Here is a 26,271-nt window from a genome sequence, read left to right on the forward strand (position 1 = left end):
ATCATCCCGAACTTTGCAAGGGCTCTCTAAGTTGTAGCACAATGCCATACTAAGAGAACCCTCGTTGCATCCGAGATGACACAAAAGAACCTGGGTTAGGCTGCGCCTTACCCAGGCTAGAAGGCATCACTTCTTTTAGTCAAAATCACAAGTCATTAGAAAATCTGCTAACGTCTTTTTATCCGTTACTTCGATATTAAAACCGCCGCTATTGGTAGCCGGAACATACTCAGAATTTCCTTGAACATTGATTGGATATATAGGCCATGGATACCAATCATAAGTAAATCCTTGTCCTGTCCATGGGTAATGAATGGGTTGACCCGAATCTTTACTTGGGGTCTTGCTGCAATAAGCGGAATAAAATTGATTTGTTAAGAACGAGCTGAGTGTCGTTCCATCATAGGGTGCGGGGGGCGGATTTTTGCAATTATGAGCGATTTCTAGAGCAGAAACAGGGCAGGAAAGGGTTTCAATACTGCTATTCACCGCACAGGGTCGAAAAATATTGCCATCTTGTACCCCAGAAAGGTGCGGATTATTTCTTAATTTGAAAAAAGTAAATGCGCGTTGTACGTCCGGGGAGTCTGGTGGTAATCCGAAAAACTCGTTAATACGAACGCCCGCATCTTCTAATGATAAATTAGAACGCTTAATTGAATAACATAAAGACTTTAAATTTTCTGCTGAACCCAGGAATAAGAAACCATAGTTGCCGTTACTGTAATTGGGTGAGGGAGGGACTGTTGGATCTGGATAGTTAAAAGTAGAGTAGACTACGGCTGGATATTCATAATCTGGATTAGGGGTTTGTGCGCTGGAATAGGGAGGGAATGACTCTAAAGGATAAAATTGTTGCAGCAGGCCAAAGTTTTTCAGTGCTGTAGGCATGACTGTCAGATTATAAATTGTCTGATAGGCTAGGTATTTATTATATCTCGGATCAGATAATCGTGCCGGATCGGATACCTTCCCGTCATGAATGCGTTCGCAATAATAGTTGAACTTGAGAAACGGCTCATCATAAGAGGCACATTTGATGCTGACTTTGCCACAGTAGGGATCATTAACCTGATCACTTGGCGGACTGTCGATTACAAAATTTCTAATCTTAAATTTAAAGGCCATGCGCTCTTTACCCGTTGGAATATAAGGATTGGAGAGGATATAAGTTGTTGCTGGATAAACATAGACATTAGGATTTGCTTGGTAATTGCAATTCGGATGCGCTTGGCTGTAATTTTGATATACCATTTGCACACGGGCCCGTAACTTGCGCTCTTCTGAAGAAAATTTATTGTCTTGCTGAACTTTTTCTATTTTTAAAACATCCCAATAGCCTTCTTCACAATAAGCACTACTGCATAAAAAATATGATGTGAGAAATAAAAATAATGATGTTATTTTCATAATTATCCTTAACAAATGAGTCACGTCGATTGGGGCTTACAAAATTCTTAAAGTAATCAATTTTTTCAGATCATAAGGAGACAATCTACCGCAAACGATAAGGCAGTTCGTGGTTGGTGTGTGTTTTAAAACAGGATCTGGAAATAAAGAGAAAGCACTTAAACCTAGTGAATTTGAGTTAAATAGCTCATAACAATTCCTTATGTTATTACTTGGGGTGGCTGTGGCGAATTAAAAACACTTTATGATACACGCGGCAAACGGAACAAACAAGGTTTGATTGTTGCATCAAAAAGTACCAATGACACACGAGTATCATCAGTACACCTTAATGAGCGGGTGATGGGAATCGAACCCACGCCATCAGCTTGGGAAGCTGAGGTTCTACCATTGAACTACACCCGCAAAATTTTATTTATTATAATCTCTAAACCCGAATAATCTCCATACTGTTTGTACCGCCTGCTGAACCAATTACTCGACCACGTGTTAATAATACAAAGTGTTCTTTCTCCAGATGGCCTAACTTGATTAACTCTGCAAGTACTTGTTGATTCAAGGTTTCAGAAGCGAATTGATGGTAATCCATAAACACTGGGAACACATTATGAACAAGACATAAGCGACCTATAGTTCTCTTATTCGCAGATACGGCAATAATAGGAACGGCGCTTTGTTGTCTTGATATCCATAATGCGGTATCGCCTGATTCAGTCAAAGTAATAATGGCTTGGATAGGGAAATGATTCGCCGCATGCATTGTTGCCATCGCAATTGCTTGATCGGCACGTTGGTAATGATAGGTTTCCTCGTTACTATGATAGTAAAAATTCGCATGCTTCTCAGCACTGAGGCAGATCTTATTGACCATAGCGAGAACTTTTACGGGGAATTGACCACTGGCAGTTTCTGCAGACAACATCACCGCATCAGTTCCATCCAATATGGCATTAGCAACATCAGAAACTTCGGCACGAGTGGGTTGAGGATGGCTAATCATCGATTCCATCATTTGTGTTGCAGTGATGACCACTTTATCCAATCTACGGGCTTCACCAATAATATGTTTTTGAATGGCAGGGACTTCTGCCGCACCTACTTCAACGCCTAGATCACCTCGTGCAACCATGATTGCATCGGCTTCCTGAATAATTTCAGTGAGGAATTCCAGCGCCTCTGTCCGTTCGATTTTTGCGATAATCGGTATTTTTTTACCGAATTCAGTGATGAGGGCACGGGTATGGCGAATGTCTTCGGCATCTTTTACAAAGGACAAACTGATGTAATCTACCTCCGCTTCAATGGCTGTATGTAAATCACGTTTGTCTTTATCCGTCATGGTTCTGGCTGCCAGGCCACCGCCTTTTCTGTTTAATCCTTTAAGATCACTCAGAATACCCCCTTCAATGACGATACAGTGAATTTTAGAGCCAGAAATGGTTTTGACTTCTAATTCAATCAAGCCATCATTAAGCAATAAATGATCTCCTGGGGCAAGTTCCCGAGCTAGACTTGGATAAGCTACAGATACTTCATTATTATTACCTAAGAGTTCTGGGGCATCGCAATCCAAAGTGAAGGCTTGACCTTCAATCAAGGAGATCGATTTATTTTGGAAACGGCCAATGCGAATTTTGGGCCCTTGCAAATCGGCCATGACTGCCACGGGGCAATTCAACTCTTCCGCAATTCCTCGAACCAGGGCAATAAGCTGCAATGCAGAGGTATCGGCATGGGAGAAGTTAATGCGTACCACGTCAACACCAGCGGTTAACATGGCTCGGAGTGTGATTGGGTCGCTACTGGATGGTCCTAATGTGGCAACAATTTTAGTTTGTCTTAACATCTTGTGCACGCTCCTGCAAAATGGCAACAGCTGGCAAGGTCTTTCCTTCCAAACACTCAAGAAACGCCCCACCCCCTGTGGAAACATAAGAAATTTGCTGGTTTAAATCATAGAGATCGATTGCTGCAAGCGTATCGCCACCACCGGCAATTGAAAAGGCATCGCTTTCAGCAATAGCAATAGCTAAGGCGCGGGTTCCATAAGCAAACTGTGCAAATTCAAAAACTCCAACAGGACCATTCCAAATGATAGTTTTAGCTTGATTAATAATATCAACGTACTCACTGACGGTCATCGGACCAATATCGAGAATCATGTCGTCTGTAGCGACATTTTGCAGTGATTTATTATAGGCTGGGCAATGTTCACTAAAGGATTTGCCGACTACCACATCAGTTGGTAAGGGGATATGGCAGCCTTTCTCTTTAGCCAGTTGGAGAATTTCACGTGCTTCATCCAATAAATTCTGTTCATAAAGAGAAACACCAATTTCAAATCCCTGGGCTTTAAGGAATGTATTGGCAATTCCACCTCCAGGGATTAAATAATCAACGAGAGTGACTAATTGGCGTAACAAACTGAGTTTCGTGGAAACTTTGGCGCCACCGACAATTGCCACAATGGGTTTTTTGGGGGCGGCAAGTGCCTTGTTCAAAGCATCCAGTTCCCTTACTAATAAGGGGCCTGCCACTGCAATCGGTGCATATTGAGCGACACCGTAAGTCGAGGCTTGCGCTCGGTGCGCTGTTCCAAAAGCATCCATGACAAAAACATCACATAGATTGGCAAGTTTCCTTGCCAGCTGTTCTTCATTGCTTTTTTCGCCAACATTAAAGCGTACGTTTTCGCAAACGACTAATTCACCTGGTTTGACTTCCACGCCATTGAGGTAATCACTTACGAAACGAACAGGATAATCTAAATGGTCCTGCATATATTCTGCAATGGGCGCCATCGAAAAACGTCGTTCGAATTTTCCTTCTTCAGGACGTCCCAAATGAGATAAGACGATAACTGCAGCACCAGCATCTAAAGCAGCTTTAAGCGTAGGAAGCGCTGCCTGTAATCGTTGGTCACTGGTAATAATCCCCTCTTTGATTGGAACATTCAGATCTTCACGAATCAGCACCCGCTTTCCTGACAGGTCTATATCCCGCATTTGTATCAGATTCATCAGTTATCTCCAAACAGGGGTTCTAGCAACTCATCATTTGCTGAGCTGTATCAAGCATACGATTAGAAAAGCCCCATTCATTGTCATACCAGGCTACAATTTTAACAAGGTTACCAAATACTTTAGTTTGAGTAGTGTCAAAAATAGCTGATGCAGGATTATGATTAAAATCACAGGAAACTAAAGGATCATCATTAATTTGTAAGATGCTACTTTTTGCTTGGCGTACAATATCGTTGACTTCTTTTGCAGTGGTTTCACGTTTTGCTGTAAAAGTTAAATCAATAACAGACACGTTAAGAACTGGAACACGCATCGCAAAACCATCCAGTTTTCCTGCTAATTCAGGTAATACCAATCCTACTGCTGCTGCGGCACCTGTTTTGGTTGGAATAATGGAGTGGGCTGCTGCACGAGCACGACGTAGATCTTCATGGCTTCCATCTAAAAGCATTTGATCATTGGTGTAGGCATGCACGGTATTTAATAAACCTGCTTCAATGCCTAAAGCATCGTTTAATGGTTTCACAACTGGAGCTAAACAATTTGTGGTGCATGAAGCATTGGAAACGATGAGATCAGAGGCTTTGAGTTTATGGTGGTTTACTCCATAAACTATGGTCGCATCCACATTTTTTCCTGGGGCAGAAATCAATACTTTTTTTGCACCAGCAGTAATATGTTGCATCGCTTTTTCGCGCTCGGTAAAAAAGCCGGTGCACTCTAAAACTAAATCAATGTTCAACTGTTTCCACGGCAAATTCAGGGGATTGCGTTCGGCAATGATTTTAATCGCATGACCATCGATAACAAGCATGTCACCTTCAACACTTACATCGGATGCGAAACGACCATGTGTTGTATCATAACGGGTCAAATGTGCTGTAGTATCAATCGCAGATAAATCATTGATTGCAACAATTTCAAATTCATTTTGTTTTTTTGATTCAAAAATTGCTCTTAAGATACAACGGCCAATGCGACCGTAGCCGTTAATCGCGACACGTATTGTCATATTACTTCTCTCCAATTTTAGTGGCGTCTGTTTACAATCTAGCAAATGGTAAGCAGACCCTTTATCTCAAGTTAAGTATCTAATTCGTAGCTTTACCGCCATGAAGCTCAGCAATCCCCTCTCCCCATGGGAAGAAGGGATCTCCGTAGGGCTGATGAGGGTTTTTAATTGCGGTTATGTGAACCCTCACTCAACCCCTCTCCCATAAGTGGGGGAGGGCATGCTTCTTTGCTTTATCTAGACTACAAATTTATTAATCATATTTTATTTTTTACTACCAATGTTTCCAATGTCTTAATTATTCGCTCTACAGTAATACCCAAATATTGATAGGCTTGGGCAGCAGGGGCAGATACGCCAAAACGATCCAGGCCGATGACTGCACCTTGTAAACCAACAAATTGATACCAATAAGCAGAACTGGCCGCTTCAATTGCGATGCGGGTTTGAATATTTTGAGGCAAAACATGTTCTTTATAACTTTGATCTTGCTCCAAGAATCGTTCCGCACAAGGCATAGAGACTACTCTCACCTTAAATCCTCGTGTTTTCACCTGCTCCGCAGCAGCAAGTGCTAGTTGAACCTCCGAGCCTGTTCCGATTAAGATGGCATCAGGAGTTCCATCACAATCCAGAATGATATAACCTCCTTTTATAATTAACTCAGCCGCTGTTGCTCCATGAGGCAATGCAGGAAGATTTTGCCTTGAAAGCAGCAAGGATGTCGGCCCATTATGATGCTCCAAAGCGAGTTTCCATGCAACGGCTGTTTCCATTAAATCTGCGGGACGCCAAACACTCATACCTGGAGTCATACGAAGCATGGACGCATGTTCTACTGGTTGATGGGTTGGACCATCTTCACCTAACCCAATTGAATCATGAGTAAAGACATAAATAATGCGTTGCTGCATTAAGGCACTTAAACGTATGGCATTACGTGCATAGTCGGCAAAAACAAGGAATGTTCCACCATAAGGAATAAATCCACCATGGACTGCCAGGCCATTCATTATTGCGGCCATACCGAATTCGCGTACGCCATAATATAGGTAATTACCGGAAAAGTCTTCGGCAGTGATGGCTTTGGTGCCGGACCAATCTGTATTGTTGGATCCAGTTAAGTCTGCTGAACCACCGAGCATTTCAGGCAGTAAGCGAGCAAAATGTTCAATGCATTGTTGTGATGATTTACGGGTGGCAATGGCTTTATCATTGCTGCGGCACTGCTCAAGAAATGCATCGCTGTAACTTTGCCAATCATCAGGCAGATCGCCATTGATGCGACGTAACAATTCATAGTGGTCTTGAGGATATTTTTGCTGGTATTGATTCAGTTGCATGAGCCATTGTTGCTCTTCTTTTTCCCCTTGTTCTATATGATTCCACTGCTGATAAATGGTATCAGGGATGACAAAAGGCTCGTAGTTCCAGTTAAAAAATTCACGAACATTGGCAACGTCTTTTGCACCCAGCGCAGATCCATGAGCTTTTTCACTTCCTGCTACCGAGGAACCTAGTCCAATTACGGTTTTGCAGATAATCAGTGTGGGTTGTGTGGTATTGGCCTGTGCTTCAAGAATGGCTTGCTCAATAGCATCCATATCATGGCCGTCTACCCCCTCGATAACTTGCCAATGATAGGCTTTAAAACGTTGGGCTGTATTATCAGTGAACCAGGATTCAACTTTCCCATCAATTGAAATGCCATTGTCGTCATAGAAAACGATGAGCTTTCCTAAACCTAAAGTACCTGCGAGCGAACACGCTTCGTGCGAAATGCCTTCCATAAGGCATCCATCGCCAGTAAAAGTATAGGTATAGTGATCCACGAGATTAAAATTATCGCGATTAAAGTGTGTTGCGAGCACCCGCTCTGCCAAAGCCATGCCTACAGCATTTGCCAAACCTTGTCCTAAAGGACCTGTAGTCGTTTCTACTCCAGGCGTATGGCCGAATTCTGGGTGTCCAGGGGTTTTCGAATTTAATTGACGGAACTGCTTCAAGTCTTCCAAAGAAAGCTTATAACCGGTGAGGTGAAGTAATGAATAAAGCAGCATGGAACCATGCCCATTGGACAATACAAAACGATCGCGATTAAACCAATGAGGATTTTGGGGATTGTGTTTTAAAAACTTCTTCCATAAAACGGTGGCTATGTCTGCCATGCCTAAAGGCATTCCTGGATGTCCTGATTGAGCTTGTTCTACGGCATCTACACTTAAAATGCGAATGGCATTAGCTAATTCTTTGGAAAGATTCATGGGTACTCTTCGTGCTTAACTCGGTGTGATATTGTCGCTCAGAAGACATGAATCAGCAAGAAAATAAGTGCATTTTTGATCATTATTTTGCAAAAAGACTTAATTTTGTCCTATTTTCGTGTTTAATGAGCATGCTAAAACGATAAATTTGTGTAACTATATTATAGATCGATAAGATAGATCATGGATATTTTTGGGCTGATAAAAAACGAATCCAGGCGTGCTTAATCGATTCACTAAAACAACAACCAGTAGGACTCATGTTCATAAATTTTCTTTTTGTATAGATTTATATATAATCAGACCGATTTTTTTACTTTTGAAGTTATTAATAGACAATAAGCAAATGAGCAGTATAAGATTGTTCATTTGATATCCCAAAATTCATTTTAGGACATCATGACCCCACTTATTCGACATTTACATGAAACTTTTTTAGCAGAAACTTTCTCTGAGCTCCCTTTCTCACAGGCTGTACAAAATCCTGTGAATTGGAACTTCACAGAAAGCATTAAAAAGTTAGGTCCTGATTTTTATCGTAAGATAGTCCCTCTTCATTTGGTATTGAACCTAGAATACAGTCTTTTGGGACAACAACTAAAAGCCAAGTTTGACTCTGAGAAGCCGATCGATCGAGAGGAACTCAAAGAGCTGCTGATTGCCGCATTGATGATGGCTGAACTTTTGGAACATATCTACGCGCACTATTTGATTGTACCAAGAGAAGTGGTAAGGTTACGTCAGCAACAAAATTTGTATCGTGAATTACTCGCACAGCTAATACCCAATTTTCTTAAAAAACCTAAAACTGTAGATGAGTTTTCATTTACTCAAGAAATACGCAATATGACGGTCGAAGCAAATCCGTTTCGATTGTTATTCACACGTTCGAAACGTGCTTTAGATTTTATCTCCCGGATATCCAAATCAGAGTCATACCTTCATTTTGTCAGTGTAATGGATAATGTTCTGGACCCTATTCTTGCGCAAATAGCATGGATTTTCTTTCTACCCCGTTTGTTGGTCAACTTCTTCGTGGTGTTCAAACATACGGTGCCTGGTTGGTGGATGGAGGAGGAAGAGGAATCTTTAGGTTGGTCTGTTCGTTTCAATGCTCAAATAAAACGTCGGTGGTTTGAATTAGGGAATGATATTGTTTGGTTTAGCGCCGGATTTATTAATTGTTATTATTTAGTGGGCGCCTTGGCGCCATTTGCTTTTTATGTGTCCCTTGCTGCTTTTGCTTTTGATATCATCATGTCATTGACTCGTGCGTATATTGAGTTGAGTCGTTTATTTGAGCTACGGTCGCAATATACAACCATGTTAAGTACGACCTCAGATATAAATGAGCAAAGAGCAATAAACGAGCATCTTAAAGCAATAGACAATCAAATTGCCTTTGAGCAATTTCGACTTGGCTCTCATTTAACGACGACCGCGCTCATTTTCCTGGCTATGTGTTGCGCGCTTCCCATTTTTGCAGCAAATCCCATTATTGCTGTGCTTGGTGCCATTGCCCTGGTGGTGATTTGTTTTGTTAATTTTGCTCTAACCGACGCGATTAATGAGAGTCGCCCCAAAGATACCCTAGATCGTTCATCCGCATTGTCAAAGTTCGGATTTTTTGGCAATAAAGAGCCAGCAATTGTAGAGTTAGAGAATATTTCTAAGGAAGAAGACGAGATGCAACTCGATGAGACCTCTTGCTGCCTACAATAATCGGCCGTCATCCCGAGTGCAGGGAGGAATCTCCTCTGATGCACCGTGCTAGAAAATAGAGAGTCCTCGCTGCACGACCTTCACCTCCATCAATGATCTCATTTGGGGTATAGAGCCTTTATTAATTGAATGTTATGCTTTAGGTCTTGTATTAATTTTCAAAGGTAAAGCATGTCAGCGCCAGTCGGATTACCCCAATTTAGCCATCTTGATGTGAATCACTTTCAATCGCATCTTGATGCCATATTAAAAAAGCATTTGGAGCAGGTGGAACGTTTGCTCAAAGAAAATCCTCATTATACCTGGGACAATTTAATGTACCCTTTAGATGATATGGCTGATGAGCTGGAGCGTTTTTGGTCTCCGCTGTCTCATTTGCATGGCGTGATGGACTCCCCTGAGTTGCGTCAATGCTATGATGCCTGTTTGCCATTACTCTCAGCTTATGAATCGGCAATGGGTCATAACCATGACTTGTATGAAGCCATTAAATCAATCGATCTCCATTCTTTGAATCCAGTGCAGCAAAAAATAATTGCGGATAGTTTGCGGGATTTTGAATTATCCGGCGTTGCTTTGGATAAAGAACATAAAAATCGATTTGAAGCAATCCAGACACGTCTGGACGATCTGACCAATCAATTTGAACACAATATTTTGGATGCAACCCAAGCATTTACCTTACATATTAAAGATCCTGCGCGTTTGGCAGGACTACCAGAGCATGCGTTACATACTGCTAAAGAAGTTGCCGCAGAAAAAGGTCTGGAAGGACATGTGCTGACCCTGGAGTACCCCTGTTATCAAGCGGTGATGACGTATGCGGAAGATCGCGCCTTACGAGAAGAAATGTACCAGGCGTATATTACCAGAGCCTCAGATCAAGGCCCTCACGCGGGTACTTATGATAATACACCCTTGATTCAGGAAATTTTGGCATTACGGGATGAAAAGGCCAAACTCTTGGGTTTCAATAATTATGCAGAACTATCAATCGCAACAAAAATGGCCGACTCAACCCAGCAAGTGCGCGATTTTATGGACGATTTGGTTGCCAGAATACATACCCAGGCAACTAGTGAGTTTAAACAGTTGGAACAATTTGCCGCAGAAAAATATCAGCTTAATCCGGTCAAGCCTTGGGATATAGGGTATTTGTCTGAAAAACGAAGACAAGCTTTATTTACTCTATCACAGGAAGATTTGCGTCCCTATTTCCCTCAACCGAAAGTCATGCAGGGACTATTTGATTTAGTTAAAAAGCTTTACGGGATGTCGATTGAAGAAATAAAAGGCGTTGATATATGGCATAAAGACGTACAATGCTATTGTGTTGTCGATGAACACAACAATGTTCGTGGTTATGTGTTTACCGATTTGTTTGCCAGATCCAATAAGCACAGCGGTGCATGGATGGATTCATTGCAAAGCCGCAGAAGGTTGGAAGATGGTACCCTACAGTTACCCATTGCGACATTGACCTGTAATTTTGCTAAGGCATCAGCCAATAAGCCTGCGATGCTTTCCCACGAAGAGGTGGTGACTTTATTCCACGAATTTGGCCATTGCTTGCACCACATTTTAACTCAGGTCGATTATCTCGGTGCCTCAGGTATTAATGGCGTGGAATGGGATGCGGTGGAATTACCCAGCCAATTTTTTGAAAACTGGTGTTGGGAGAAAAGCGGTTTGGCTGCTTTAACTGCACATGTGGATACTGGGGAGCCACTCCCTGATTCACTTTTTGAACGTCTGATCGCCGCCAAAAATTTCCAATCCGCTATGGCAATGTTACGGCAGATGGAGTTTTCAGTATTTGATTTTCGTATTCATCAGGAATATGTTCCGAATCGTAAATCATTGGTTGATGACATTCTGGCGGATGTACGTTCTAAAACCTGTGTGGTCCCTGTGGTTCCTTACAATCGTTTTCCCCAGAGCTTTAGTCATATCTTTGGTGGTGGATATGCTGCAGGCTACTACAGTTACAGTTGGGCCGAAGTTTTATCCAGCGATGCTTTTTCCCGTTTTGAAGAAGAAGGCGTATTAAACTCCAAAACAGGACATGATTTCTTGCATTATATATTGGAAGCAGGCAGTTCGAAGAAAGCCGCTGAGGCTTATCAAGAGTTCAGAGGACGTCCTGCAACGGTGGATGCTTTGCTACGTCACAATGGTATTCATGGGTAATGAGACACTGGGCGAAAGCGAGGCTGTAGCCCAGGTGCCTTTCTAAATCCAAATGAATTTTCACAAGAAAGGCTGCTCATCTGCGACCATTTTATGTTATACTTAAAATGTACAGATTGGGGGGCGACCTGGCTTCGACGTGGGTTGCAAAACCAGAGGTGCATGCCGAGAATGAGAACTCTCGTAAATCAGACTCAACTAAATATAAATGCAAACGATGAAAACTTTGCTGGTGGGGAAGCTATCGCTGCCTAATAAGCACTTTAGATGAACCATCACTGTGTACTGGCCAATAAACCCAGTATCCCGTTCGACCGAGCCCGCTTATCGGTATCGAATCAACGGTCATAAGAGATAAGCTAGTGTCTTAATCCATCCCGTATTAAGATGCGAAATTCAGGGAATCGCTGTGTAGTATCCTGCCCGTCGGAGAATGCACAGTTAAATCAAAAGACATGGCTACGCATGTAGAGCTGAAGGCAGAGGATTTGCGGACGCGGGTTCGATTCCCGCCGCCTCCACCATATAACCTATTGATTTATCTGGATTAAATTAACTAATCTTCAAGTTGCGGCACCATAGCGGCACCAACTCTAAAAATAACCACATAAATATATCTTATAATTAAATTGGGCTTGTAGTTCTTTTTGCTCAATTCTCTGAAAGCAGCAGGCAGTAGCAATTGGGCTATTGTTGAGCAATGCGCTTGAACGCATTCTTCTGTAAGAGGTGACTCATGTCCAATTCTTATAAAAGAGGTCGCGATGCTAAAACAGGTCAATTTATACCTGTAAAAGTAGCAGAACGACGAAAGTCCACAGCGATTGTGGAAACAGTAAAGAAAAAAAAGTAATTAAATTATAATTGCTTCTACAAGCCCGCTTTTAAAATAAAGGTTATACGAAAAACATTCATCCTAAATGACTACCCCAATCGTGAACTGGGCGGTATCCTGATTGTGAAGAACTATCTGGTATCCATCGACCATAAGTCTTAATAACCATTTCAACATCAACATGACCTAGTTGCTTAGATACCCACATAATGTTTTCCCCTTGGGATAACATCATAGATGCATATGTGTGGCGGGTTTGGTAGGTGTTACGATAGCGAATACCAGCTCTTTTTAAAACATGCATCCATTGGGTACGGCGAATTTGCTGCGATGTTTCCCAAGGTTTATTCGTTTGTGGATTATGAAATACTCTTCCTTTTAAAGAAAAAGTATATTGCTTTTGTTGTTCTAATGCTTCTAATGCTGGGGGTAATAATAGCACATCTCGAACCCCTGCTTCCGTTTTTGGCCCTTTTGCTTCTTTTGCAACAATTGTTTCTTCAACATGAATGATTTGATTTTGCCAATCCACGTCTTCCCATCTCAGGCCGATTAGCTCTGATACCCGTAAGCCTGTGAAAAAAGCAAATTGCGCAACTTAATGGGGTCAGGCCTTGAATTGTGAATAAATTAGGGAATATTTATGCTTGCATTATTCTAGTGTGAGTAAAATAGTCAAAAAACTACGACTATAGTTTTGAAAATTCACAATTCAAGGCCTGACCCCGTGAGTGTGTTGGTACATGTTATATTTCACGATGAATTATTTGTCTTAATGCACCCCAAAAGTCCAAAAAAATCCCAGAGTTTTAAGGTAATGCCTGAAAGTCTCGAAAACTAATCATGCTGCAATAGTTAATTGAGATAACACGCCCCATTATTGGCTTACTTTGCCATCCATTTGCATCGTTTTTATGCAGAATGATACTGTTTGAACACGTCAATTTTACTCATTTTATATACAATATTTTATGTTCTCAAACTACCCCACGATGCTATTCGGTCAATTGCATGACGATTTTCACTCAGTGCTTCTTGTTGCTGGGCAAGTGCAAACATCATTCTATCTTTTCCAAGAAAGAAATCACAATTCAATTCTACGTGCGGATTATTATCAATGAATTGCTGAAGAAAGAGTATTCCGAAAAATTTATCTTCATTAGTTAATTTTTCTTCCATAGCGTTTATACCCAAAGTTTGAGGAATACATTTTTTTAATTTCTCTATACCCTCAGATTGTAATAATAAGACATAGCCTCCGCAAATAATCCAACTTGCTGTCTGCATCAGGCACATTTTCATGTTTGCTAAAAAGCTGGAATGATTAAATGTGGAAAAATTGTCTTTTATCCAGCCAGTATGTAACAAATCAAGTATTTTTTCTCTTACTGGGCTGGGAGATATATTTTTAATTATATGCGCATCGAGAGCCTCTATGGAGCATTTAGCAAAATCAGGCTGTTCTCTTGATAGGATCTTAGACCATGCATCTATTTCTTTTTCAACTTGTTCGCGCTCTATTTCTAATTTTGCAGCAAGATCTTCAACAAAACTAATTGCAGAGGATTCGCGTAACAAATTGAAAAATGGCAAGTTCATTTTGTTAGTGAAAATTAGGGTTAATCCATGGGTAGATGACATGAGTTTAAAAAAATTAGGGGGTGTAAAAGGCATATTTCTTCCTCATAAGATATGCGTGTTAGCTCGATGCTTTTTCTATTCATTGAGTATGGGTTGGGGATTTTAGATTGTTGAAATTACTCATGTCAATTTTCTCTGAGCTGATATGTGCTTTAATATTGATCATTATCGGCGTCGGATAAAATTTCAAATCGATCTTTTCAATTTTGCAAATTTTGAAGCTAATATTACACACCTGACCCTACAGGTGTTTTACTTTTTCAAGTACTTGTCTTAGATTAAGTCGAAACTAATTTATTATTTTGATTTTTCAATCGATTCTGCCCCTGATCTATGTTTTACGGATCAATACTTAATGGGGTCAGGCCTTGAATTGTGAATAAATTGGGGAATAATTATGCTTGCATTATTCTAGTGAGAGTAAAATAGTCAAAAAATTACGACTATATTTTTGAAAATTCACAATTCAAGGCCTGACCCTGTGAGTGCAAATTCATTCTCGTCTGAGATTACATCCTGCTGCTTTGCTCCAAATATTCCTTGTCCCGGATAATTTATTTTTATGTTAGACTTTTTCACCAGTTTTTCATCAGGTTTATGGAAGCCAGGAGATGCAAGCGAGCCTTTACGAGGGGTTAAAACCACCACTCTACTTGATACTACAGATTTAAGTGGTCTTCGTCCATTGGCTCCCTCGTCCAATTGCTTATCAAATTCAACTCTTGGAGTTGTCAAGCTTTCTGTTATTTCAGAACAATCTGTCGCAGCACTTTCGTCTCCAGTTAAACCGGAAAAATCAGTTTGTGCATCTTGATGTTGAGGACCATTTGTAATATCAGAACCCTCTATATCGGCACTATCAACCCGAGGTACATCAGGATTATCTAATAAGTTTGCTTCTCTTTCATGAGACGCTGGTAAAGTTTGTGATTTGAATTTATCAGTTCGGGAAATTTTTTTACGCTTTATTTCTTCTTCTCTATCTTCTTTACTCCAGTATTCGCTCTCATAATCTGATGAATCCGAATTAGTAGTTATTGATTCAGATGAACTTGTAAACGGATCAATATCATCGATGCCAATTGTTAATACATCTTTTCGTTCACGAGATTTTTTAATTCTGGAGTTTGAACGCCTAAAAGGGAATGAATCAAATTTTGATTTTTTCTTTTCATCTGTTTGAGGTAAAGTAGAATACTCTGCGGAAATTTTAGACCGATTTTGAACAACTTGTTGGCTAAGGTATCTTGGGGTTTTTTTGCGAACAAAATCATGCTCTCTGAGCTCTAATTGATCCAGTTGAAGAGGGCTAAGATTAAAGTTAACCCTTTCTTTTTCTGATCGTTTTTCTGGATGCATGGGTTGATCAAGATGCTCTTCAAGATCCAGCGCAAATACTTCTTGAAAAAGTGCTATAGGGCTAGAGCTAAGACTACCCTCATTGCTGGTATCAGAAGAGGTAATAGAGGTATCTGGATAACTGTGTCTATTATTTCCAGTTTTAGATATTTTTCTTTCAGAGTCTGTTTCTAAATCTTGCCACTGGGGATCTTGTTCGTTTCCGTCCGTATTATTTGATTCCAATTGTAGCGCTGGGCCCATAAAAAATTTATCGATGGAACGTGTACCATAACCGAGCTCTCTCAGTCTTTTCCAGTCTGGATTTGACTGAGCCCTCGAACGCGTTTGCTCTCTGCTTGCAAAAGTATCTTCTATTGATTTTTGTTCAACAAAATCCTGAACTTCCGTAACTTGTTCTACTTGATGTATTCCAGCGGGGTCTTGTAATGCGTCCTTTTCTTTAACAGGAATCTCTATTAAACTTTTCAAGAACCCTTTAATTTTGCCTTGCTTTTTTTCGGCTTTTTTGGCTCTAAATTTTTTCGCCACTTTCTCCATGCCCAGCATTCTTCACCTCATCATAACCGTGGCTTACATAATTTTCCGCGACATATCACTTTTTTTTGCGGATTCTAGCAGCTTGAGTTTTTCTGTAAAGAAATATCAACAACGCTTAATGGGGTCAGGCCTTGAATTGTGAATTTCAATTGAAGATTGATGAATCTATTGACGATTAGAATGCTATAGTTTTGAAAATTCACAATTCAAGGCCTGACCCTGAACGCTCCTGAACGATCACTCAGCTATTCAGCTATAGCAACAAATAGTTGTATTAGATGCATTCAATAATCGTTGAGCTAAACGCTTCTGTTTTTGATTTAGCGAGCCCTATTCATTTATGTCCATTAGTGACGATGGAAGAGTTTAAATCTCAAGTACAAAAGAGTAAATCCACAGAAATACCCTCAGTAAGTTCGATAGGGTACTTTAAAATAAGAACCCCCTTTAAGGAAGCGGTTGAGGGGAAACTCACAACCGAGGTGAAAACCGCAACTTTCTCAGGACCCTAAACAAGTTAAATGCTTACCTGGTTTACTTTGGTTAAACCAGGCTCCTTCCCCAGGGTACATTTAAAATTATCAAGTTTCGTATAGATTACTAATAGAAATAGGAGGCAAGAGGGAAAAGTTCCCGAAAACTCAGGGAACCTTTCTAAATCTCAACTCCATGATTTAAGGGTTCGCTATCTGCACAAACCTGTTTCTCCAATGAAGTAGCAAAAATTCCCTGTTTCCCAAGAAGTGCCCCCGTATTTTGAGGAGTACTTTGAGATAGTTGATACCTATTCCACACATCCGGAATTGGATAGATTTGAGTTTTAATTAAATCAATTGTTTTCATTCCTGATTTGAATAATCCATCAGTCTTTAAACGTTGAAAACTATCCATTCCACGAATTAGCTCAGACATTGACTCTTTGATAGTAAAACCTTCAATCATATTGGGATTATCCAGAAGGGTTGGAGAAAATCCATGTCGCACCAATTCTCGATTTAAAAGGAGATTGCAAAACAATCTTCCATTGCAATCACTAAAAGGATGAATCAGTTCTAATTTCTTGCAAAACATAATGATCGCATGTAATAAAGCTTGCGGGTTTTCAGTTTGGGTAGAGGCCGTTGTTTCATACTCTTCTATCATTCGTTGAATGACAGTATCTAAGTCCTCCGTTTTTATAGAACTTACTCCATCAAAACTCAAGGGAGCCTGCTTTTCTAATGTGCATAAGTCTTTAAACTGCGTTAGGTTCTCTATATAGCCAAGAAAAGTTAAAGTCCTCAATGACAGTCCATAGCTAGGTCTATATTTTCGATAAATCCCTTCCGTTTTATCCCCAATAATACCTTTCGCACAAATAGAGTGTAGTTTCTTAAAGTACTCAGGGGTTAATGGTTCTGTGATGGTTTCTTTAGTATACAGCCAGGCTTGATATAATTGATTAATACAGCCCCTTTCCTGCGCCTCATAATTAGCCCAACCCTTCTTTTGTTGATAACCATCCATAAAGAGACGCCACAATTCAAGCTCAGGAAAATCCTGATAAAAATAGGCTGCATTTCCTTTTTGTTCAGGATGCCAGTAAATTTTGAGTGAGTTTGCTAGTTCTTCTTCGCTTAAAGTATTTCTCTGAAAATGCGGGGAATTAAACGTGCCTGAATTTATTATTAATTCCCTGAGCACTTGATTTTCATGTATCGCTGCAACCAATGTGCGTAACTCGAACTCGCTAAGATTGCTCGCATATTCGCTAATAAAAAAAGACAGTTCCTGGATAAGTTCTTGTAATAATTCAGGAACTTCGCCTATTTTTTCCAGAGCGGAGGATGTCCAATCAGTATCACCATGTTCATTTTTATACGGAATTGACTTTATAATAGATAGCGGGTTTTTTTCAAAAAAAATACGAAAGGCAAGGAGAATACTTCTTTTATTTTCCTCCGATTGCTCCAAAATAGATCTTGGTAAAAGACCAAATAATTCCGCAATGACGGTACAAGCTTTGTAATCATCAGTTTGATTAATGGCTTCAATATCAGTGGGATTGGTAATATGAGCAAGAATAAATTCCCGCAATTCAGCGTCCTCACCAGTAATATGTCCATAATGGATCCCTCGTGCGATCAATCGCAAGGGAGTATCTAATTTGGGTGTTGATTTGAAGTTATTTAGTTTTGATTGATATAGCGGAGAAATTTCCATGAGTTTTTTAGCAAGGAGGGCTTAGAGCATACATTGTGCAATCTATTATTTAATTTGTCAATTTTAGGGCTTTCCAAAATATAAGCGGCCTGAAGGCTAGATAAGATAGTATAAGAGAAAGGGCAAACATCGCTAACCAACGCCTGGTCATCAGTAATTCGCAAGCGTAGAGTGGATCGAAGAACTTCAAAATGATTCGCTAACTGACGGGATAATTGAATAAATTTTTTTTGTTAATAATTAACGACATCTCTTTTTACAAAATGTATCTATAGCCTACGTTACATTTTGCATGATGAAAATTGAAGATCCAATATATCTTCAAAAAATATGTTCTCTAACTTATCATAAAAGTTGTGATTTCTAATTAAATAATCTGCAACCTTAGGCCAATGCGCTATCATTTCTGGTAGATTTAACTGAGAAAATCTTTTGCGTATTGCTCAAGGTATCCTTATATCAAGATCGGCTTGCATTGTCCAACTGCCCATTTCACGAAAATACGCATCTTAATGGGGTCAGGCCTTGAGTTGTGAAGAAATTGGGTAACATTTTTGCTTGCATTATTTTGGTGTGAGTAAAATAGTCAAAAACTACGACTACAGCTTTGAACATTCACAATTCAAGGCCCTGACCCCTTACGGGGTTATAGAAGTGAGAAGGGAAAACAAGTAAAGGAACCAACGATGCTGGATCTGAAGTTAATTTAGAATTAAATAATAAAGGAATTTAAATGAGGTTTGCATGTAATATAGATAAAACAGATCGGGTTAACCGTACAATAATTGGTGCTGCATTGTGTCTTGCTGCGATCTTTGGAATGGGAAAGATTTTTTATATCACATTGGGTATTGTATTGATTTTAGAGGGCATTATCGGTTGGTGCTCTATCCCTTATTTGCTTGGGAAAATAAAGTTAAAGCACTTAAAACGATAGATTTTTTCATAATGGTATGACTTTCTATTCATTTGCCAGGATAAAGAAATTAAAAGGAAATTTATTGGACGTCCCTATTTAAAATTTTACAATTTAAGGCCTGACGCTGGACGCTAACGTAGCCGTTTATCAAAGGCATTCTTATCATTGGTTATTATTTGAAATAATACCTTGATGTTGAATGTCATCCTCTAAATATTTAATAAAAAATGTTTTAGTTAGTTTTGGATTATGTTTATTTTCTCGGACAAACTCCACTTCATAGCCGCATTTTTTATAAAACTCTGGAGCTTGAAATGCACTGGTTACCAAGTTGATATTATTATAACCCTTGCCTTTGAACTGATTTTCAAGAGTTTCAAGAAGCGTGCCCCCAATTTTATGCTTTCGATAATTGGCGTGCACCCACAGATCTTCCACGTAAATTTCTGCAAAGGCAGTGTATGCGGTTAATAGCCCAACTAAACGATTCTTTTTATCTCTAGCTGCAATGTAAAATAATGCATAATTACAAACAATACCATGTTCTGCTTCGGCTGCGATATGACCTTTTTCGACTAAGTCCAACTCGGCTTGTGTTACAACAGCCTCATAATGATAACTGATTTCGTCCATACATTTTCCGCTCTAAATTAATTTAAAAAAGAATCCGTTACATCAAGAAAACTATCTAGATTGTTGGGGAGGGCTTTGTTAATGTTTTCACTTTATAGGATAGGTTTACAAAATCAAGATTAATCGAAAATACTTAATGGGGTCAGGCCTTGAATTGTGAAGAAATTGGGGAATATTTTTGCTTGCATTATTCTCGTGTGAGTAAAATAGTCAAAAAATTACGACTATAGTTTTGAAAAATTCACAATTCAAGGCCTGACCCCAAAAGTTCACACTTGAGTAGATTTCATCCATTGGCGGTCAGCTTCAAGAAAAGATATGGCCGATATAGGGACTTCAAAAAGTTTGCGCGCAATACGAGTTACCCTATCGAAACGCTCCTCATTCTCCGTATCGAGGATGTGCAATTTGTAAAGCGTTGCTAGACGTTCCGCTTCATTTTTGGGTTTTTCAGGAGGAATCATTAATATTCCTTTGCTTGCAAATTTACAATATTAAGAAAAACGCTCATTAAATAGTATATATCATTTATTCTGGATAAATTGAACGTGTGAGTACTTCATTAAAAGTAGTGAGGTCATGCAAACGATAATTTGATAGTGATTTATTATGAGCATGCTTAAAAATGAGGGTCTTTTGATGAGATGGCACTCAAGGAAAATGAGTGCCATCTCAACACAACTACTCTTTAGGAATTAAAACGTGATCGATAACGTGAATCACGCCATTAGACGCGTTCACATCAGCTTTGACAACCTCTGCATTATTGACAAAAACTTTACCCTCTTTAACTGTTACATCAACATCTTGTCCGCCCAGTGTTTTAACCATTCCTGGCTTAATTTTATCAGAAGTAATGTCTCCACTGATGACGTGATAAAGTAAAACAGCCTTCAGCTTCTCAGGATTTGCTAGAAGGGCATCTAAATCAGCTTTTGGAATACTGGCAAAAGCCTCATTGGTCGGTGCAAAAACCGTGAAAGGTCCTTTACCCTCAAGTGCACTGACAAGCCCCGTTTTTTTAAGTAAGGAAACAAGAGTTGAAAAATCTTTGTTACCTTCAGCAACGTTAACTATAGTACCGCTTGCACTTGCTGCGATGCTGTAGAGGGAAATGAGTGCAACTAAAAACAACTGTTTGATTAATTTCATATTAATATCCTTATGAGTTTGTAACTTTATCTGAAGATTAGACTATTTTCTGATTGAAGCCATTTCAAATAGTCCTTAAATTAAGCCTGGTTTTATAAACATTTACTATCAGTACGAATCAAATTTTTTGATGTAACACCTCCTTATTGCAAAGTTTTTTCTGCAACTTTTTTGTTGATCGATGAAAATTATTTTTACCCATTGACTTTACCTGTCATAAAATTTCCGCAGCAATGGCGTACTCATTTTGCATTTTGATGAGCTTTAGCTTGCTGTCTTGGTATCGCTCATGATTTTTATCGACTAAAGTAATGTGTCCAACCTTGCGCTTAGGATGAGATTTTTTACCATAATCATGATAATGGGCACCCGGTATCTCAAGACATGATTGGATGGGGAACATCTTGCCAAGGCAGTTGACTAACAAGCAATTGCTCATAAGCTCCGTAAGGCCTAAGGGTAGAGAAAAAATCGCACGTAAATGATTTTCAAACTGACTGGTTATTGCCCCTTCAATGGTTAGATGCCCAGAATTATGGACTCTTGGAGCCATTTCATTGACTATCAGTTCGCCATTATGGTTAAAAAATTCGATGGTTATAACGCCGACATAGCTCAGAGAATCCATAATCTTTCTCGCAATGTCTTGGGCTTTTTGTTGCAATAAATTATTGTCTAACGGGGCTTCGGACCACTGAAGGATGCCCTGATGATGTTGATTTCTGATAAGAGGATAAAATTGAACCTCTTCTTGCTGATTTCTCACCGCAATAAGCGATAGCTCCTCCTCAAAAGGAAGAAACTGCTCCAAAATCAAATCACGTGACTGCATCAATTCCCAGGCTGTTGCTAAGTCAGACAACTCATGAAGAACATATTGTCCTTTGCCATCGTAGCCTAATCGTCTTGTTTTCAAAATGGCAGAGCTATTCCAACTTACAAAGGCGTCCTGCAGTTCCTTTTGCGATTCAATCGCAGTAAAACGAGCTGTTTTTATTTTTAACGAGTTTAAAAATGATTTTTCCAAAAAGCGATCTTGAGTTATTTGCAGCGCTTTAGTAGAGGGATAAAATGGAACTTTTTTGGCAATGAACTCAGCACAAGCCAAGGGTATGTTTTCTGTTTCAAAAGTGACGCAATCGACTTCATTGCAAAACGCAGTAAGTGCTTTCTCGTCATCAAATGATGCTGAAATGAGGCGCGTTAAATGGCGCACACAGGGACTAGGATCGGGTGATAGGCATACCGTATTAATTCCTAACGAGTGGGCAGCCAAAACTAGCATTTTTGCGAGTTGCCCACCACCTAAAATACCGAGTTTCATAATGACTCCAATTGGGGTTTATTGTTATCAAGAACCTTTTGGGTTTGTTGCGCCCGGTATTGATTCAAGCGTTCGCAAATCTCCGGGTTATTGTTGGCAAGGATTGCGGCTGCTAACAGTGCTGCATTAATTGCGCCTGCTTTGCCGACTGCTAATGTACCAACCGGTATACCTGCTGGCATTTGTACTATGGAAAGTAGTGAGTCCAGGCCATTAAGTAAGGAAGAAGGTATTGGGACACCAAAAACAGGAAGTCTGGTTATTGCGGCCATCATTCCTGGAAGATGTGCCGCACCTCCAGCACCCGCGATAATAATCTGTATTCCGCGTTCTGCAGCGTTTCGCGCATAGTCATAGAGTTTGTCTGGTGTCCGATGCGCCGATACAATTTCTGCCTCAAAAGAAATCTTTAAGCCCTCTAATGTTTTTGCGCTCTCAGAAAGTATTGGCCAATCACTTTGAGATCCCATAATGATGCCAACTAAAGGTTTTTCTTGCATTTCAATATACTCCTAATGGGGTTACTTTTTTTAAGGGTTACAATAATCACAATATTGTGGCTCAGCTGCTTCTAACCCGTCTTTTCTTGGGTGAGTCTCCTGATAATCACATTGAATACAGCCCCAAACTTCGTGAAGGTAGAAGGAGGTGGGTGATGTGCATTCATTGCAAGGAAGACTGCCTGAGGTTTCTTTAAACCCAAAACCAGGAGCGCAACAATTAGGGCAACAACATTGAATTCGATGAGCTAGTTTTTCTGCGAGTTCAGAAATCGCCTGCATCCTTAATGGATTCATCATGGCTCTCATATCCGTTGCAAGAAAGAGTTCTTTTTCTTGTTGGAAGCCAAGAGATAATGCAGTCTTGAGCGTCTCAATGTCTCTAATTCCTTTGGCAATAACCGTTTTCTCTTTGTTGGTTTGCAAGGTTAGAGCATGTTCGGGAAAACCTGCTTTTTCTAAAAAATCGTCAAGCTCTGTTTGTGGGGTAATGGTCATCATGCGATAATTTGTTTTGGTTGTTGTGTATTGCTCTGCAATCACCCAATTGTTTTTGCGATCTAAAAAGACCATGATTTCATGGTCGCTGGGAATAAAGGGAAATGCAGGATGCGGACCAAAACTTCCTTCGCTAGCAACTGCTAATTCATAACCGTAGTGCTCTGCAGCACGTCTTGCTTTTAAAATACAGGTATCATAGGGACTTAATGTCCTTGCTATTTCACCAGTAAAGGTCCCAAATTGGTCAGTATCGAAATCGTGTACATCCAGTTTGCACGACAGTTTATCAGAAAATACTTTCGCAATTGCTTTTTCTTTCTCATGTTTTGAGGCAAGCAAAACCGACTGATTGCGATAATGCATGATTAAGCTCCCGTGGTTGAGTGGAAATAATCCACTCGAGCTACATCAACATCGGAAACAAACATCACCCCCGAATTCTGCTGCAATAAGGTTTTCATTCCTAAAGCAAGGGATGCTATGACTTCCTCCGGAGCTACGGCAAGAAACATAATCAGTGACGCTCGGTCGTTGAATAATATTTTTCCTTCATGAAATCCATTATGGCCTTTACCTGAGATGTTGCGAAACAAGGTAAACCCTGTGACTTTTGCCTCTTCCATCATCGAGCTGATGAGCTGTTCATGCTCACCAGAAACGATTATTTCTATTTTTTTCATGGGGTGGAGGTTAATCCCAATATCCTTTCGTTCTTGAACTTTAATCACTTTCATTTTTTTCTCCTCATTAGCGAGCTAAAATCCACGTGCCATTTTGATTCAGTTTGTAGGCTTGACCATCACTTGGTTCAATGATGATGAGATGAACCCACTCATTGAAGAACAATGTTTTTAAAACCGCTTGACGTTCAATGATGCTTGAGACGAGAGCTTTGGGTGCATGGACTACTGCCAACAGGCGTTGTGTCTGATGGTAAGGAGTTTGATCACTTCTCATCACCGATTGCAAAGGAAGTCCATGCATTAAATCACTGCCATTGCCTTGCATGATGCCTATTTTACCTGTGACATTGTGGGTTATTTTGCTGCCACTGCCGTAAGCAACATTATCGAGGGTTGAAAATAAATACTGGGTATTAATCCATTGAGCAACCACCATGGGTGCAGTGAGGATTGTTTCCAGGAAACTTCCTTCGGGGTCTTGTTCCCACTCATAGGAATGTAAAAAGCATCGACCATCAAGATTGATGTTTTTGGTTAAAGAACGGGGCGCCACAATAAAAGCTGCATTGCGTGCAAGACCCCATTCAGGGCGTGTTTCAGACCAATCCTGACTTCTTCGCAGAATGTCTTGCTCTGCATGTTTTGAATTTAATTTGCGACCTCGTTCTAAATTATTGCTCGATTTTGCTTCCTCCAAATCGGCAAGTAACTGATTTAGCAGAGCGGGATAAATGACCTTACTTGATTTCAGGTTATAAAGCTCAATAGAGTCCGTTGTGGTGTTGTGAAGAGCACCATAAAACACTGTATCGATTGGAATGTGAATTCCTTTATCCTCTAAACCACTTCTTACTTCCGTTTTATTTAGAATTGCTGCCAATAATTTGGCGTTAATGCCCCCATGATTCCCGCCACAGGCACCACAATCTAGAGCCGATGCATAGGGATTATTTTCGGTGGAACTTCCATGACCGCAAAGAACAATCACTTTTGCAAAACCTGAAGAGAGCCCCATGAGGCGTAATACCGTTTCGGCATAGTCAATCTGCTCGCTTAACGCGATGCCTTGCTCCAAATTAGTCTCATTTAATTCAAACGAGGGCTCTGTTTGGATTTGGGGGACAATTAAATGATTTAAGGCTTGACTTGTTTTCTTGGTATAGTTAGGAGCTAACGATTGAAGCACCATCTTCAGGCCACACCAAGCTCCAAGGGTTTCAACCAAAGCAAAGGGCGTTGCAAAATTATATTTTAATTCTTGATAGACCTTGCCAAGAGCGGTCTTAACCGTCTTGCCCTGTTGGTGTTGTTCAATAAAGGCCTTATTTGCTGCGCTTGGTTTTTCATCAACACGATAACGGGGCTTTAATAATACTGGGCAACAGTCTTTTGTTTTGCCACTCTCAAACTCTTGCACACGAATAGGTATACCAAAAAAGCCGGCAAATCCTAAAGTTTCATAATTTCCCAGCTTCTCTATAGCCCGGCGAATTGGTTCAGAGCGGACATCAATACAAAACACCAGTTGCGCATCTGCTCTTTGAGTCTTGGTTGTCCGCTGATTGACTGCAGGCAACAGTGCTTTTAGTAATGCCTGCTCGTAGTGTTTTTCATTGCGTTTTATTTTTTTAAGAGCGTCCTGCACCAAAGAGCCATCTCCTTCGCTTTTTTTTTCCAGGCCTGCTTCAGGCCAGAGCAAACAGGTAATAACCAGGCGCACCGCAAGAAACTCAGCGAGTGTAACCGGTATTTTGTCTGCTGTTGTTGGATGGTGCCAGTGAGTTTTCCATTTTACAAAACCCGCCCAACCTGGCAGATAAAGAAAGGTTTGGGTGATGAATTCTTCTGCTTTTTCTTTGGGTACATTAAGTTTTTTCAGGCAAAGAATAATTGCCTCTTCAGCAGACTCAGGCAGGCTCATTAGCCATTGTTTTGCCTCTTTCTTATGATCATGAAGTTTTTTGTCAAAACACGCTAGTTTCAAAAATCCAAAATAGAACCCTTTGTCTCGATAGGGCATTTCAATAGCACCTTGTCCAGCATCAAAAAAACCGCCACACCATTTAATCATCTGCAGGTTGACGTTTTCTAAAGCCCGATTGCGGGAAACTTCCTTTCGTCGAAATCCGCCTTGCGCTAAAGCCTCTTCAAAACTTTGCGCTTCAAACCCTTGTAAGGGGTTGCATGCGATAAACGTTTCTAGCGGCCAAACCGGGGCAATCCGTTGGGCAGCGTTATCCACCAATGCACGGACTTCGAGTCTCTTGTTTGGAGTTTTGACGGAGGCCTTTGTTTTCAAAGGCTGCTCATTGATTTTTTCTTCATTCGCCATTGCTTTTGCTCTGCTCATGGTTACTCCTC

At 40.3% G+C, this 26,271-nt stretch carries 19 protein-coding genes, 1 tRNA gene, 1 other RNA gene and 1 pseudogene; 4 read left to right on the forward strand and 18 right to left on the reverse strand.

Translation table 11 applies throughout. The features are described 5' to 3' along the window. Window positions 1-135: 135 nt before the first annotated feature. The 6 genes from OQJ26_RS10660 to tkt form a co-directional block, all read right to left on the reverse strand. A complete protein-coding gene (locus OQJ26_RS10660; RefSeq protein ID WP_265703816.1) occupies window positions 136-1,410 on the reverse strand; it encodes a hypothetical protein in 1,275 nt (424 codons plus the stop codon). Between the two features lie 334 nt (window positions 1,411-1,744). Further along, window positions 1,745-1,815 (reverse strand) — tRNA-Gly (locus OQJ26_RS10665). A 22-nt stretch (window positions 1,816-1,837) separates the two neighbouring features. After that, window positions 1,838-3,256 (reverse strand): pyruvate kinase, encoded by a 1,419-nt coding sequence (gene pyk / locus OQJ26_RS10670; RefSeq protein WP_265703817.1) that lies wholly within the window; start codon window positions 3,254-3,256, stop codon window positions 1,838-1,840. After that, window positions 3,240-4,430 carry a phosphoglycerate kinase gene (locus OQJ26_RS10675; RefSeq protein ID WP_265703818.1) on the reverse strand — a complete coding sequence of 397 codons (1,191 nt, stop codon included), beginning with the start codon at window positions 4,428-4,430 and terminating at the stop codon, window positions 3,240-3,242. The genes pyk and OQJ26_RS10675 overlap by 17 nt, the downstream gene beginning before the upstream one ends. 22 nt (window positions 4,431-4,452) lie before the next feature. After that, window positions 4,453-5,445, reverse strand: coding sequence for a type I glyceraldehyde-3-phosphate dehydrogenase (gene gap, locus OQJ26_RS10680; RefSeq protein ID WP_265703819.1), 993 nt, complete (start codon window positions 5,443-5,445; stop codon window positions 4,453-4,455). Window positions 5,446-5,702: 257 nt separating this feature from the next. Beyond that, window positions 5,703-7,709: a transketolase gene (gene tkt, locus OQJ26_RS10685; RefSeq protein ID WP_265703820.1), complete on the reverse strand. Its 2,007-nt coding sequence runs from the start codon at window positions 7,707-7,709 to the stop codon at window positions 5,703-5,705. A gap of 399 nt (window positions 7,710-8,108) precedes the next feature. Here tkt and OQJ26_RS10690 point away from each other — a divergent pair, with 399 nt between their 5' ends. The 3 genes from OQJ26_RS10690 to ssrA all read left to right on the forward strand — a co-directional run bounded on the left by OQJ26_RS10690 (window position 8,109) and on the right by ssrA (window position 12,145). Next, on the forward strand, window positions 8,109-9,431 hold the full coding sequence (locus OQJ26_RS10690) for a hypothetical protein (protein WP_265703822.1): 1,323 nt from the start codon (window positions 8,109-8,111) through the stop codon (window positions 9,429-9,431). A 171-nt stretch (window positions 9,432-9,602) separates the two neighbouring features. Continuing rightward, window positions 9,603-11,621: a M3 family metallopeptidase gene (locus OQJ26_RS10695; RefSeq protein WP_265703823.1), complete on the forward strand. Its 2,019-nt coding sequence runs from the start codon at window positions 9,603-9,605 to the stop codon at window positions 11,619-11,621. 119 nt (window positions 11,622-11,740) lie between these two features. Then, window positions 11,741-12,145: a transfer-messenger RNA gene (gene ssrA, locus OQJ26_RS10700) on the forward strand. A gap of 387 nt (window positions 12,146-12,532) precedes the next feature. Here ssrA and OQJ26_RS10705 read toward each other — a convergent pair. The 4 genes and pseudogenes from OQJ26_RS10705 to OQJ26_RS10720 all read right to left on the reverse strand — a co-directional run. Next, window positions 12,533-13,048, reverse strand: a pseudogene (locus tag OQJ26_RS10705) (site-specific integrase); the annotation flags it as partial. Window positions 13,049-13,425: 377 nt separating this feature from the next. Continuing rightward, window positions 13,426-14,130 (reverse strand): hypothetical protein, encoded by a 705-nt coding sequence (locus OQJ26_RS10710; protein ID WP_265703824.1) that lies wholly within the window; start codon window positions 14,128-14,130, stop codon window positions 13,426-13,428. Window positions 14,131-14,556: 426 nt separating this feature from the next. Next, a complete protein-coding gene (locus OQJ26_RS10715; protein ID WP_265703825.1) occupies window positions 14,557-16,005 on the reverse strand; it encodes a hypothetical protein in 1,449 nt (482 codons plus the stop codon). A gap of 645 nt (window positions 16,006-16,650) precedes the next feature. Beyond that, entirely contained in the window at window positions 16,651-18,198 is a 1,548-nt protein-coding gene (locus OQJ26_RS10720; protein WP_265703826.1) for a Fic family protein, read from the reverse strand. A gap of 733 nt (window positions 18,199-18,931) precedes the next feature. Here OQJ26_RS10720 and OQJ26_RS10725 point away from each other — a divergent pair. Beyond that, window positions 18,932-19,135, forward strand: a complete 204-nt coding sequence (locus tag OQJ26_RS10725; RefSeq protein WP_265703827.1) for a YgaP family membrane protein — start codon at window positions 18,932-18,934, stop codon at window positions 19,133-19,135. A 144-nt stretch (window positions 19,136-19,279) separates the two neighbouring features. Here the strand turns inward: OQJ26_RS10725 and OQJ26_RS10730 are convergent, their stop codons facing one another. From OQJ26_RS10730 to OQJ26_RS10765, 8 genes are all read right to left on the reverse strand, one after another. Continuing rightward, entirely contained in the window at window positions 19,280-19,750 is a 471-nt protein-coding gene (locus OQJ26_RS10730; RefSeq protein WP_265703829.1) for a GNAT family N-acetyltransferase, read from the reverse strand. A gap of 269 nt (window positions 19,751-20,019) precedes the next feature. Next, complete coding sequence (locus tag OQJ26_RS10735) at window positions 20,020-20,214, reverse strand: hypothetical protein (protein ID WP_265703830.1); 195 nt, start codon at window positions 20,212-20,214, stop codon at window positions 20,020-20,022. Window positions 20,215-20,431: 217 nt separating this feature from the next. Then, a complete protein-coding gene (locus tag OQJ26_RS10740) occupies window positions 20,432-20,902 on the reverse strand; it encodes a fasciclin domain-containing protein (RefSeq protein ID WP_265703831.1) in 471 nt (156 codons plus the stop codon). 214 nt (window positions 20,903-21,116) lie between these two features. Then, window positions 21,117-22,226, reverse strand: a complete 1,110-nt coding sequence (locus OQJ26_RS10745) for a 5-(carboxyamino)imidazole ribonucleotide synthase (RefSeq protein WP_265703832.1) — start codon at window positions 22,224-22,226, stop codon at window positions 21,117-21,119. Beyond that, a complete protein-coding gene (gene purE, locus OQJ26_RS10750) occupies window positions 22,223-22,726 on the reverse strand; it encodes a 5-(carboxyamino)imidazole ribonucleotide mutase (protein ID WP_265703833.1) in 504 nt (167 codons plus the stop codon). The genes OQJ26_RS10745 and purE overlap by 4 nt, the downstream gene beginning before the upstream one ends. 30 nt (window positions 22,727-22,756) lie before the next feature. After that, a complete protein-coding gene (locus OQJ26_RS10755) occupies window positions 22,757-23,590 on the reverse strand; it encodes a DUF6671 family protein (protein WP_265703834.1) in 834 nt (277 codons plus the stop codon). Window positions 23,591-23,592: 2 nt separating this feature from the next. Further along, on the reverse strand, window positions 23,593-23,961 hold the full coding sequence (locus OQJ26_RS10760) for a P-II family nitrogen regulator (RefSeq protein WP_265703835.1): 369 nt from the start codon (window positions 23,959-23,961) through the stop codon (window positions 23,593-23,595). A 13-nt stretch (window positions 23,962-23,974) separates the two neighbouring features. Then, complete coding sequence (locus OQJ26_RS10765; RefSeq protein WP_265703836.1) at window positions 23,975-26,260, reverse strand: DUF2309 domain-containing protein; 2,286 nt, start codon at window positions 26,258-26,260, stop codon at window positions 23,975-23,977. Window positions 26,261-26,271: the final 11 nt, after the last annotated feature.

Origin of the sequence: Legionella sheltonii, from assembly GCF_026191355.1 — a bacterium.
GTDB lineage: Bacteria > Pseudomonadota > Gammaproteobacteria > Legionellales > Legionellaceae > Legionella > Legionella sheltonii.